Raw genomic sequence first — 12,610 nt, 5'->3', positions numbered from 1 at the left:
GGCCGGCATTGCGCCGGCCGGAACTTCAGGTCAGATCACGCCTTGCGCCAGCATGGCGTCGGCCACCTTGACGAAGCCGGCGATGTTCGCGCCTTCCACGTAGTTGATATAGCCATCCGCCTTCTGCCCGTGGTGGATGCAGTTCTGGTGGATGTCCTTCATGATCGCGTGCAGCTTCTCGTCGACCTCGGCATGGTGCCAGGACAGGCGCATGGCGTTCTGCGACATTTCCAGTCCGGACGTGGCAACGCCGCCGGCATTGCTGGCCTTGCCCGGGGCGTAGAGGATCTTCGCATCGACAAAGCGGTCCACGGCTTCCAGCGTCGACGGCATGTTGGCGCCTTCGGCCACGCAGATCACGCCATTGCCGAGCAGGGTCTCCGCGTCGTTGCCGTCCAGCTCGTTCTGGGTGGCGCACGGCAGCGCCACGTCGGCGGGCACGTGCCACGGGGTGCGGCCGGCTTCGAAGGTCATGCCGTGGCGGGCGGCAAAGTCAGACAGGCGGCCGCGCTCTTCATTCTTGAAGGCCATCACTTCGGCCAGCTGCTCGGTGGTCATGCCCTGCGGGTAATGCAGCACGCCGCCGGAATCGGACAGCGTCAGCACCGTGGCGCCCAGCTCGATCGCCTTCTCGGCCGCGTACTGGGCCACGTTGCCCGAGCCCGAGATCAGCACGCGCAGGCCGTCGAAAGCGCGCCCGCGACGGTGCAGCATCTCCTGCGCGAAGTAGACCGTGCCGTAGCCGGTCGCTTCCGGGCGCATCAGGCTGCCGCCGTAGGCCAGGCCCTTGCCGGTAAAGACGCAGGCGGACTGGTTCGACAGCTTCTTCATCATGCCGGCCATAAAGCCGACTTCGCGCGCACCCACGCCGATGTCGCCGGCCGGGATGTCGGTATCCGGGCCCAGGTGGCGGTACAGCTCGGTCACCAGCGCCTGGCAGAAGCGCATCACTTCGCCATCGGACTTGCCCTTGGGATCAAAGTCCGAGCCGCCCTTGCCGCCGCCCATGGGCAGCGTGGTCAGCGCGTTCTTGAAGGTCTGCTCGAAGCCCAGGAACTTCAGCACCGACAGGTTCACGGTCGGGTGAAAGCGCATGCCGCCCTTGAACGGGCCGATCGCCGAGCTGTGCTGCACGCGGAAGGCGCGGTTGACCTGCACGCGGTTCTGGTCGTCGGTCCAGGCCACGCGGAACTGGATCACGCGCTCGGGCTCCACCAGCCGCTCGAGCAGGGCCTGGTCGGCGTAGCGCGGATTGCGCTCGACAAAGGGCCAGAGCGTCATCATCACTTCCTTCACGGCCTGGAGGAATTCAGGTTGATTGGGGTCGCGGCGGGCAACCCCCGCCAGGAATGCGTCAAGGGAGGGAGAATTCACGGATGTCTCTTGCTGTGCTGGAGTGGCTGGATCCGGCAGCCTTGCCGGCTTGGTGCCGGTCTGTGGTGCCGTCGGGCGTTGCGCCGATGGAAGGTGGGTGGCCTCCGGTTGTCCGCACAGTCACGGCGGGCCGTGCCTGTCGGACAACGCAGCACTTTAGCACCAGCGTGGGGCACATGACAGTCAAAACACCTGTGACAGCGGCGTGAAAGCCGCATTTTAGTGCATGCGGCGGGATTTCCGTGCGATCAGCGGACAGCGTTGTGTCCAGCGAGTGGGTTCCCCGGCCTTCAGGCGATGAGCAGCCTGGCGCCCCGCTCCTTGAGCGCCGCGGCCAGTTCCGGCTCCGGCGCCATGTCCGTGATCAGCCAGGCGGCCTGCTCGCCATGCTTGATGTTGACCCCGGTATTGCGGCCGAACTTGGTGTGGTCGGCGACCACGCAGGCCACGTCGGCGGCCAGCAGCATGCGGCTGCGCAGCTCCGCCGCGGCGCGGGAGAAGTCGCAGATCTCGCCGCGCGGCGTGACGCCGCCGATGCCGACAAAGGCAAAGTCGGTGTGGTAGCGCGACAGCTGTTCAATGGTGTCCCAGCCGTGCGTGGCGTCTTCGTTGTCCTGCAGCTCCCCGCCCAGCACGATCACCCGGTTGCCGTTGCGCCGGCCCAGCAGCTGGGCAATGGCAAGGTCGTTGGTGTAGACCAGCAGGTTGTGGTGGCCATGCAGCGCCTGCGCCACCGCGTGGGTAGTGGTGCCGTAATCCAGGATCAGCGAGGCGCCGTCGCGCACCAGCTCCGCCGCGCGCACGCCGATGGCGCGCTTGCCTTCCGCATTGACTGCGGCGCGGGTCTGGGTATCTGGCTCGGTGCGGTCCGAGGCCAGCGCGCCGCCGTGGGTCAGCACCAGCAGGCCACGCGCGGCCAGCGCGTTCAGGTCGCGCCGGATGGTCTCGCGCGAGACGTCGAGCTCGGTCACCAGTTCGCTGATGGCCAGCGCGCCGGTGGCGGACAGCTGGTCGAGGATGTATTTCTGCCGTTGTTCGGCGAGCACGGTGACTCCGGGAGCGTCAGGTATTGGGGGCTGATTCTAGCGCAGCGGCTGCTGTGGTTTGCCAAGGACCATGGGCCCGCCCCCGACCGACAGCGCGCCCCCTCTCCCGCAAGCGGGAGAGGGAGCCAACCAGCGGCAAGCTCAAGCTCCCCAAGTACTTCAGCACCCTCACGCCCAGGGCAGCGTGACCGTCTTCAGGTTGGTGAAACTCTTGGCCGCCTCCTGCACCCCCTCCTTGTACCCCAGCCCCGAGTCCTTGATGCCGCCGAACGGCGTCAGCTCGATGCGGTAGCCCGGCACTTCCCACAGGTTGACCGTGCCCACATGCAGCGAATTGGCGATCCTGGTGAAATCCTCGATGCGGTTGGTGCAGACCCCGGACGACAGCCCGAACGCGGTGCCATTGGAAATCCGGATGGCATCGTCCACGTCGCGGAAGGTGATGATGGGCGAAACCGGCCCGAAGGTTTCTTCGCGCACCACGGTCATCGACGGGTCCACGCGGTCCAGCACCGTCGGCGAATAGCTGGCGCCGTTGCGCTGGTTGCCTACCAGCAGCCGCGCACCCTGCGCCACTGCCTCATTGACGCGGGCCTCGAACAGCTGCGCGGCCTGCTCGTCGATCACGGTGCCCATGTCCACGCCGCGGTCCATCGGGTCGCCGTATTTCCACGCGCGGGTCTTCTCCACCACCAGTTCGGTAAAGCGCGCGGCCACGGCTTCATGCACCAGCATGCGCTTGACCGCGGTGCAGCGCTGGCCGGAGTTCTTGTACGAGCCCTGCACCGCCAGGTCCGAGGCGCGGTCCAGGTCGGCGTCGTCCAGCACGATCAGCGGGTCGTTGCCGCCCAGCTCCAGCACCACGCGCTTGTAGCCGGCCTTGCTGGCAATGTACTTGCCGATCGCCACGCCGCCGGTAAAGGTCACCAGGTCCACGGCGGGGTGCGTGATCAGCTCGTCGGCGATCTCGCGCGGGTCGCCGGTGATCACCTGCAGCATCTGCGGCGGCAGGCCGGCTTCATACAGCAGGTCGGCCAGGTAGAACGCCGACAACGGCACCTTTTCCGACGGCTTGAGCACCATGCGGTTGTTGGTGGCGATCGACGGCGCCACCTTGTGCGCCACCTGGTTCATCGGGTGGTTGAACGGCGTGATGGCGCAGATCACGCCCAGCAGCGGCTCGCGCTGGGTCATCACGCGGCGCTTCTTGCCGTGGGGGGTCAGGTCGCACGAGAACAGCTGGCCATCGTCGCGCAGCGCCTCGGTGGCGGCAAAGCCAAGCACGTCGGCGACGCGGCCGATCTCATACAGCGAATCCTTCTTGGACAGGCCGGATTCCAGCGTGATCAGGTCCGATGCCTCCTCAGTGCGTTCGCGCAGCAGCGCGGCGGCGCGGTTCAGGATGGCGGCGCGCTCATAGCGCGTCAGCGTGGAGCGGTAGGCCTGGCCAACTTCGAAGGCACGGCGCACATCGTCAAGCGTGGCCTTGGGCACGGTGCCGACCAGCGTGCCGTCATACGGGTTGCACACTTCGATCACGCGCTCGCGCACGATCTTCTGGCCGTCGATGCGCAGGGCCTCGGCGCGGAAATGGGGGCTGACGGCGCCAGCGGGGAATTGGGGGGCGTTCATAAGTCTCCTCCGGTCAACACGGTTCGGTACGGCTCGATGCACTCAGTGCAGATGGTTCAGCGCGACATCGAAGATGTCGAAGTTGCGCAGCTGGGCCTTGCCGGGGATACCGGCCGTGGCGCGATTGAATACCAGCGGCACGGTCTGCTCCGACACGCCGCCGTGCGAGCGCAGCGGCGCGTCCAGCCCGGACAGGTCGTGGCGGCTGTGGCTGGTGCCCAGCACCACATGCTTGTCGCTGGTCACCACCAGGTCGCCGACGCGGTCGGGCGGCAGTTCGAAGCGCGCGCAGGCCTCGGCGTTGGTCAGCACGCTTTCCACGCCCTGCAGGTCGGACAGCCGGGCCTGGATCGCGGCCGGGTCCGCATCGTCGGGCAGATAGATGGTGGCGTAGGACCCGAGCGCACCGTGGTGGACCACGTAGGGGTCGGTGATCGGCAGGATCACGCGCGCGCCACCGTCTTCCACGCCGCGGCCCAGCCATGCGTCCAGGTGGTCCTGCAGGTAGATCACGTTGGGCGCCTTGGTGGCGTCGTCGTGCTTGGCGTTCATGCCGTGGTCGGCGGTCAGCGCGACCACACAGCCCAGTTCGTCCAGCCGCGCCAGGTACTTGTCCATCATGGCGTAGAAGGCGTTGGCGCCGTCCGAGCCGGGTGCGAACTTGTGCTGGATATAGTCGGTGGTGGACAGGTACATCAGGTCCGGGCGGCGCGTTTCCATCAGGCGCACGCCGGCGGCGAAGACAAACTCAGACAGCTCCGCGCTGTACACGTCGGGAACCGGCATGCCGACCAGCTCGACCACGCCGTCGATGCCGTTCTCTTCCACCGTGGCCTGGTCGGCCTTCTCCGACGAGAAGCAGATGCCCTGCATGCCATGGCCCAGCAAGCGGCGCAGCTTGTCCTTGGCGGTCACCACGGCGACGCTGGCGCCGGCATCGGCAAACGCGGCCAGGATGGTGCCGGCGCGCAGGTACTTGGGGTCGTTCATCATCACTTCCTCGCCGCGCCCGCCGTTGGCGCTGCGGTCAAAGAAGTAGTTGCCGCAGATGCCGTGCACCGCCGGCGGCGCGCCGCAGACGATGGACAGGTTGTTGGGGTTGGTGAAGGTGGGCACCACGCAGGCGCCGCGGAAGGCAGAGCCGGCTTCCAGCAGCCGCTTCAGGTAGGGCGCGCGGCCGCTGGCGGCGGCGGCTTCCAGGTAGTCGAACTCGCAGCCGTCGACGCAGACCACCACGACAGGCTGCTGCATCCAGCGGTAGGTGCGCTGGTTGACGGTAAGGGTGCGGGTATTGGTGTCGGGCATGGTGGGTTCCTGTGCGTAGGCGCGATCGGGGTCGTCAGCTTCAGTAAATTCAGTCGGATTCAGGCGGCAGCACCCCTGTCGGCGCTGGCCGGGTCCACGGCGGCATGCATGCGGGCGCGGCCACGCTCCACGTGCTCGCGCATCAGGCGCGCGGCCAGTTCGCCGTCGCGCGCGGCAATCGCCGAGACGATGGCGCGGTGCTCGCGGGTGGAATCGGGCATGGCGGCGTGGCTGCCGGACAGCGCCTCGCGGCGGAACAGCGTCAGCTCCTTGACCAGGCGCCGGTAGGTGTCCAGCAGCTTGCGGTTACCGGCCAGATCGACCATGCGGTCGTGGAACGCCAGGTTCAGCCGCGTGTATTCGTCGACATCGCGCGCCTGGCTGGCCGCGTCCAGCGCCTCCACTAGGGCGCGCAGTTCGCGCAGGCTCTCGGGCGTGACGCGGGCGGCCAGTTGCCGGCCGATGAATTCATCGAGCACCGCGCGCAGCTCATAGATCTCATCGGCTTCCTCCACCGAAATGGCGCGCACGAACACGCCGCGGTTCTTCTCGGTGCGCAGCAGGCCGGCCTGCTCCAGCGCCCGGAAGGCTTCCCGCACCGGTCCGCGCGACACGTTCAGCTGCCCCGCCACCTCGATCTCATTGAGCTTGGCGCCAGGTGGCAGGTCGCCCGACATGATCCGCAGTTCCAGTTCACGCTGCACCAGGGTGGTCAGGGACTGGCTCTGCAGGATGGTGATTTCGCTCGCCAGCGGCGCTTGGCGTGACATGAAAACTCCCCGTTTGTGACGGATTAAGCAGTATCGAAAATCCTTATTGCCATTAAAGCAAGCGGTTTGTATATTGTCAACAATCAAGGCATCGGTACAGCGCGCAAGGTAAATAACAGAGCGCTGAAAGCCAGGCATATGCCTTGCAAGTGTTGTAGCACAAGGGTTTATCGGTGTTTCAATGTTGTGCAGCACGCCTCGTGGCATTGCAACATATTCACCAAATCGACACATATCTCCACCTACAATGCCAGAAGGAGTCCCCATGCAACCGTCCTTCAGATCCACCCTGCGCACCGCCGCCGCCCTGCTTGCGCTAGCCGCCTCCGGTACGGCGCTGGCCCAGAAAACCACCCTCACCGTCTACACGGCGTGGGAGATCGAGACCCTCAAGCCGTACGCCGAGGGCTTTGCCAAGGTGGCGCCCGATATCGAACTGAAGTACGTGCGCGACTCCACCGGCGTCATCACCGCCAAGGCGCTCGCTGAAAAAGGCAACCCGCAGGCCGACGTGATCGCCGGGCTGGCTGCGTCGAGCCTGGAACTGCTCAAGCAGGAAGGGATGCTGGCGCCCTACTCGCCCAAGGGCTTCGAGAAACTGACGCGCGACTACAGCGACAAGGCCACGCCGCCGTCCTGGGTGGGGCTGGACGTCTGGGGCGCAACCATCTGCTTCAACACCATCGAAGCCAAGAAGCGCAACCTGCCGCGCCCCGAGACCTGGAAGGACCTGGCCAAGCCCGTCTACAAGGGCACCATCGTGATGCCCAACCCGGCCTCCTCCGGCACCGGCTTCCTGGACGTGACCGCCTGGCTGCAGCTCTATGGCGAGCAGGATGGCTGGAAGTACATGGATGCACTGCACGAGAACATCGCCCAGTACACCCATTCGGGCTCCAAGCCATGCAAGCAGGCCGGCTCGGGTGAGTTCCCGATCGGCATCTCGTTCGAGCTGCGCGCGCACAAGACGCTGGCCTCGGGCGCGCCGATCGAGATGATCTTCCCCAAGGAAGGCCTGGGCTACGACATCGAGGCTGCCGGCATCGTCAAGGGCACCAAGAAAATGGAGGCCGCGCAGCGCTATATGGACTGGCTGGCCAGCAAGGAGGCCAACCAGCTGTTTGCCAGGGACTGGGCCATCGTCGCCTATCCGGGCGTGGCGAGGAAGATCGAGACCATCCCGGCCAACTACGAGCAGATGCTGGTCAAGAACGATTTCAGCCATATCGCCAAGAACCGCGAGCGCGTGCTGGCCGAGTGGCAGAAGCGCTATGCCAGCAAGTCGGAGAAGCAGCCCTGAGCGCCTGAGCGCCGTCGTGTACCTGCGCCCTCGCCCCACCTGGGGCAGAGGACGCCGGGTCTCCCAACAGAACACACCGGGCCCCACGCCATGCAGACCTCCCCATCCACGGCCGAGACCTACCTCAGCCTGAAAGGCATCCACAAGCGCTTCGGCGGCAGCAGCGGCGCCTTCGTGGCACTCCACAACATCGACCTGGACGTGCGCCAGGGCGAGCTGCTGTGCTTCCTGGGCCCGTCGGGCTGCGGCAAGACCACGCTGCTGCGCATCATCGCCGGGCTGGAATCGCAGAGCGCCGGCACCATCCACCAGGGCGGGCGCGACATCTCCACGCTGCCGCCGATGGAGCGCGACTACGGCATCGTGTTCCAGTCCTACGCGCTGTTCCCCAACCTGACGGTGGCGGACAACGTGGCCTACGGCCTGGTCAACCGCCGCATGCCGCGCGACCAGCGCCGCGCCCGCGTGGATGAGCTGCTGACGCTGGTGGGGCTGCCCGAGCGCGGCAACCAGTACCCGGCGCAGCTGTCCGGCGGCCAGCAGCAGCGCGTGGCGATTGCACGCGCGCTGGCCACCTCGCCCGGCCTGCTGTTGCTGGATGAGCCGCTGTCCGCGCTCGATGCCCGCGTGCGGGTGCGGCTGCGCAGCGAGATCCGCGCGCTGCAGCAGCGGCTGAACATCACCACCATCCTGGTCACGCACGACCAGGAAGAGGCATTGTCGATGGCCGACCGCATCGTGGTGATGAACCAGGGCGCGATCGAGCAGGTGGGCACGCCGGCGCAGATCTACCAGCGCCCGGCCACGCCGTTCGCCGCGGACTTCGTCGGCAAGACCAATATGCTGGGCGCGCGCGTCTGCGGCGACGGCGAACTGCAGCTGGGTGGCGTGCGCATGCGCTGCGCCGCGCCCCCGGGCTGTTGCGCCGACGAGGACGTGCAGGTGTTCTTCCGCCCCGAAGACGTCTGCGTGCGCGGCATCGAACAGCATGGCCCCAACGTGCTGGAGGCCACCGTGGACAAGATCGAGTTCCTCGGTGCGTTCTCGCGGCTGACGCTGCGCCTGCCTGACGCAGCGTCCGGCGCCCTGTACGCCGACCTCTCCCTCAATGACCTGCACGAGCTGCGCCCGAACACCGGCGACCTGCTGCGCCTGGCCATTCCCGCTGACCGTATCCGCATTTTCCGCCACGCATGCGCATGAGCCTCACTGCGGCGCCGGCCAATACGTCTGCCACCATGCCGGCCACCGATACCGTCCCCGCCACCGCCACCAGCGCGCCGGCCGGGCCTGCCAACCCCGGCGCGCAGCCCGCGCCGCCGGCCCTGGTCGCCACCGCCGTGCGCGCGCACTGGACCGACCGCCTCGCCCACGTGCTGCTGGCGCTGGCCGCGCTGGCGCTCGCCTGCTTCGTGCTGGCGCCGATCGTGATGATCCTGGCCAAGAGCGTGCAGAACCGCGACGGCAGCCTGGCCGGCATCGCGCACTTCCGCGCGTACCTCGAGTCGCCCGCGCTGCTGCGTTCGGTGTGGAACAGCCTGTGGGTCTCTGCCCTGGCCACCTGCATCACCGTGCCGCTGGCATTCAGCTTTGCCTATGCGCTGACGCGCAGCCGCATCGCCTGCAAGGGCCTGCTGCGCAACCTGGCGCTGATCCCGCTGCTGGCGCCATCGCTGCTGGCGGCGATCTCCTTCATCTTCTGGTTCGGCAACCAGGGGCTGTTCAAGCCGTGGATGGGCAGCACGCAGATCTACGGGCCGCTGGGCATCGTGGCCTCGCTGGTGTTCGCCACCTTCCCGCATGCGCTGATGATCCTGATCACCGCGCTGTCGCTGACCGACGCGCGGCTGTACGAGGCGGCCGATGCGCTGGGCACCTCGACCGTGCGCAAGTTCTTCACCATCACCGTGCCGGGCGCGCGCTACGGCCTGGTCAGCGCGGCCATGGTGGTGTTCACCTATGCGATCTCGGACTTCGGCATCCCCAAGGTGATCGGCGGCAACTTCCATATGCTGGCCACCGACATCTACAAGCTGGTGATCGGCATGCAGGACTTCTCGCAGGGCGCGGTGGTGTCGCTGATGCTGCTGGTGCCGGTGGCCGTCACCTACTATGTCGATGCGCGCGTGCAACGGCGCCAGATGGCGCTGATGTCGGCACGCTCGGTGCCCTACGTGCCGCGCCGCAGCCACCGCTTCGACCTGGCCATGGCGGTGTTCTGCTGGCTGATGGCAGCGCTGATGCTGGCGGTGATGGGCATGGCGATCTACGCGTCCTTCGTCAAGCTGTGGCCGTACAACTTCTCGCTGTCGCTGAACCACTACCGGGTGGGGCTGGTCGAGGGCGGCGTGGTCGATTCCTACCTGAACAGCCTGCGCATGGCGGGACTGGCCGCGGTGATCGGGCCGGTGTTCATCTTCACCACCGCCTACCTGCTGGAGAAGACCCGCGGCATGGACTGGCTGCGCAGCTTCGTGCGGCTGATGGCGGTGCTGCCGATGGGCGTGCCCGGGCTGGTGCTGGGCCTGGGCTACATCTTCTTCTTCGTGCCGCAGGCCAACCCGATGCACGGGCTGTACCAGACGCTGGGGATCCTGGTGCTGGTGACCATCGTCCACTATTACGCGTCGTGCCACCTGACCGCCGTGACCGCGCTCAAGCAGCTCGACAGCGAGTTCGAGGCCGTGTCCGCCTCGCTCAAGGTGCCCTTCTACAAGACCTTCTTCAAGGTCACGGTGCCGGCCTGCCTGCCCGCCATCCTGGAGATCTCGCGCTACCTGTTCATCAATGCGATGACCACGGTCTCGGCGGTGGTGTTCCTGTACGGCGCCGACACCAAGCTGGCCTCGGTCGAGATCGTCAACCTGGATGAATCCGGCGACATCGGCCCCGCGGCGGCAATGGCGACGCTGGTGGTGCTGACCTCGGCCTTCGCCTGCCTGCTCTATTACCTGCTGCAACGCGTGCTCGATCGCAAGACCCAGGCCTGGCGCCAGGGCAACGACTGACATTCCCTTGTATCCACTCCTTCCCAATCAGGAGCTCACCATGATTCGCGGCAACGACCCGATCCTTCTGACCCCCGGCCCCCTGACCACCTCGCTCGCCACCAAGCAGGCCATGCTGCGCGACTGGGGCTCGTGGGACGCCGCCTTCAACGCCATCACGCGCAGCCTGTGCGACGACCTGGTGCGCATCGTCCACGGCGAAGGCACCCATGTGTGCGTGCCGATGCAGGGCAGCGGCACCTTCTCGGTGGAAGCCGCCATCGCCAACGTGGTGCCGCGCGACGGCAAGGTGCTGGTGCCGCAGAACGGCGCCTACTGCCAGCGCATCCTCAAGATCTGCAAGGTGCTGGGCCGCGCCAGCGTGGAACTGCCGATCCCCGAAGACCAGCCCGCCACCGCCGCGCTGATCGAAGAGGCCATCCGGCGCGACCCGTCGATCACGCACGTGGCGCAGGTGCACTGCGAGACCGGCGCCGGCGTGCTCAACCCGCTGCAGGAAATCGCCGCGCTGTGCCAGCGGCTGGGCAAGGGGCTGATCGTCGACGCGATGAGCTCGTTCGGCGCGATCGAGATCGACGCCCGCACCATGCCGTTCGACGCGCTGGTGGCCGCCACCGGCAAGTGCATCGAGGGCGTGCCGGGCATGGGCTTCGTGCTGGTCAGGAAAGACGTGCTGGAAGCCAGCCAGGGCAACAGCCACTCGCTGGCGCTGGACCTGTACGACCAGTACGTCTACATGCAGAAGACCACGCAGTGGCGCTTCACGCCGCCCACGCATGTGGTGGCGGCCTTCCGCACCGCGCTCGACCAGTTCCTGGAAGAAGGCGGCCAGCCGGTGCGCGGCGCGCGCTACCGCAGGAACTGCGACACGCTGGTGCAGGGCATGGCCGCGCTCGGCTTCCGCGCCTTCCTGCCGGCGGCGGTGCAGGCGCCGATCATCGTCACCTTCCATGCGCCGGCCGACGCGCGCTATGACTTCAAGACCTTCTACGCCAGGGTGCGCGAGCGCGGCTACATCCTGTATCCGGGAAAGCTGACGCAGATGGAGACCTTCCGCGTCGGGTGCATTGGTGCGATCGATGACAACGAGATGCGCAATGTGGTGACGGCGATTGGCGAGGTGCTGCGCGAGATGGGGATCAAGGCGCAGGCGCCGCTGGCGGAAGCGGCTTAAGCCACCTTCCTCCAGCGCCTGGCAACAGGCACCCCTCTCCCGCAGGCGGGAGAGGGGTGCAGACAAGCGGGCTTGCAAACCCATCAGAAATCCGCAAGAACAACCCCTCCTTCATGCCCCTCCCCCCAGACTTTCACGGCCTCGCCTTTGCCGCCGTGATGCTGTCCGCGCTGATGCACGCGTCGTGGAATGCCATCGTCAAGATCGGTGGCGACCGCTTGTCGTCGATGGCGCTGATCGACACCTTCTGCCTGCTGGTGGCGCTGCCCTTCCTGTTCCTGGTGCCGCTGCCCGCGCCGCAGGTGTGGCCCTTCCTGCTCGCCACGGTGGCGCTGGAAGTCGGCTACAAGCTGTCGCTGGTGGCCGCCTACAACCGTGGCGACTTCAGCCAGGCCTATCCGCTGATGCGCGGCTCGGCGCCGATGATGGTGGCGATCCTGCTGTTGCTGACCGGCAGCGAACGGCTGGGGCCAGGCGGCTATGCCGGCATCGCGCTGATCTGTTGCGGGCTGGTCAGCCTGGTGCGCTGGCGCCGGCAATCGCCCGACCTGCTCGGCTTTGCGCTGCTGGCCGGGGCCTGCCTGGCGGCCGGTACCGTGATCGACGGCACCGCGGTCAAGCGCTACGGCGAGGTCTTCACCTATATCGTCTGGCTGCAGGCGATGTCGCACATCTTCATGCCGACCTACGCCTTCAGCCGGCGCGGCACCGCGCTGGTCACGCTGATGCGCACGGAATGGAAGCGCGCGTGGATCGGCGGCATCAACCGGGTGGGCTCGTATGCGCTGATGCTGTGGGCCATGACCATGGCGCCAGTGACCAAGCTGGCGGCGCTGCGTGAATCGAGCGTGATCTTTGCCGCGCTGCTGGGCCACTTCCTGCTGCGCGAGCCCTTCGACCGGCGGCGGCTGATTGCGACCGCGCTGGTCCTGGCGGGGATCCTGACACTGCAACTGGCGCGCTGATCCGTCGATGCATGTTGCATTTTGTGTTGTTTGTTG

10 protein-coding genes are annotated in these 12,610 nt (G+C 66.9%); 5 read left to right on the top strand and 5 right to left on the bottom strand.

Annotated elements, in window-relative coordinates; all coding sequences use genetic code 11:
* Positions 1–30: 30 nt before the first annotated feature.
* From gdhA to AC3WON_RS26535, 5 genes are all read right to left on the bottom strand, one after another.
* Positions 31–1,374: an NADP-specific glutamate dehydrogenase gene (gdhA, locus tag AC3WON_RS26555; protein WP_492317372.1), complete on the bottom strand. Its 1,344-nt coding sequence runs from the start codon at positions 1,372–1,374 to the stop codon at positions 31–33.
* A 290-nt stretch (positions 1,375–1,664) separates the two neighbouring features.
* A complete protein-coding gene (locus tag AC3WON_RS26550; protein ID WP_018308927.1) occupies positions 1,665–2,420 on the bottom strand; it encodes a DeoR/GlpR family DNA-binding transcription regulator in 756 nt (251 codons plus the stop codon).
* Between the two features lie 168 nt (positions 2,421–2,588).
* On the bottom strand, positions 2,589–4,052 hold the full coding sequence (gene phnY, locus AC3WON_RS26545; protein ID WP_492340414.1) for a phosphonoacetaldehyde dehydrogenase: 1,464 nt from the start codon (positions 4,050–4,052) through the stop codon (positions 2,589–2,591).
* Between the two features lie 42 nt (positions 4,053–4,094).
* Complete coding sequence (phnA, locus tag AC3WON_RS26540; RefSeq protein WP_492317370.1) at positions 4,095–5,357, bottom strand: phosphonoacetate hydrolase; 1,263 nt, start codon at positions 5,355–5,357, stop codon at positions 4,095–4,097.
* A 59-nt stretch (positions 5,358–5,416) separates the two neighbouring features.
* On the bottom strand, positions 5,417–6,127 hold the full coding sequence (locus AC3WON_RS26535; RefSeq protein ID WP_492317369.1) for a phosphonate utilization associated transcriptional regulator: 711 nt from the start codon (positions 6,125–6,127) through the stop codon (positions 5,417–5,419).
* Positions 6,128–6,392: 265 nt separating this feature from the next.
* Here AC3WON_RS26535 and AC3WON_RS26530 point away from each other — a divergent pair, with 265 nt between their 5' ends.
* From AC3WON_RS26530 to AC3WON_RS26510, 5 genes are all read left to right on the top strand, one after another.
* Positions 6,393–7,427: a putative 2-aminoethylphosphonate ABC transporter substrate-binding protein gene (locus AC3WON_RS26530; RefSeq protein WP_492317368.1), complete on the top strand. Its 1,035-nt coding sequence runs from the start codon at positions 6,393–6,395 to the stop codon at positions 7,425–7,427.
* A gap of 90 nt (positions 7,428–7,517) precedes the next feature.
* Entirely contained in the window at positions 7,518–8,630 is a 1,113-nt protein-coding gene (locus AC3WON_RS26525) for a putative 2-aminoethylphosphonate ABC transporter ATP-binding protein (RefSeq protein ID WP_492317367.1), read from the top strand.
* Positions 8,621–10,435: a putative 2-aminoethylphosphonate ABC transporter permease subunit gene (locus AC3WON_RS26520; protein ID WP_492353073.1), complete on the top strand. Its 1,815-nt coding sequence runs from the start codon at positions 8,621–8,623 to the stop codon at positions 10,433–10,435. The genes AC3WON_RS26525 and AC3WON_RS26520 overlap by 10 nt, the downstream gene beginning before the upstream one ends.
* 40 nt (positions 10,436–10,475) lie before the next feature.
* Entirely contained in the window at positions 10,476–11,609 is a 1,134-nt protein-coding gene (locus tag AC3WON_RS26515) for a 2-aminoethylphosphonate--pyruvate transaminase (protein WP_492317365.1), read from the top strand.
* Between the two features lie 113 nt (positions 11,610–11,722).
* Positions 11,723–12,574: an EamA family transporter gene (locus tag AC3WON_RS26510; protein WP_492317364.1), complete on the top strand. Its 852-nt coding sequence runs from the start codon at positions 11,723–11,725 to the stop codon at positions 12,572–12,574.
* The last annotated feature ends 36 nt before the right edge of the window (positions 12,575–12,610 follow it).

This window comes from Cupriavidus sp. FW305-46 (assembly GCF_058787075.1).
This window is presented reverse-complemented; position numbering and strand designations above follow the sequence as displayed.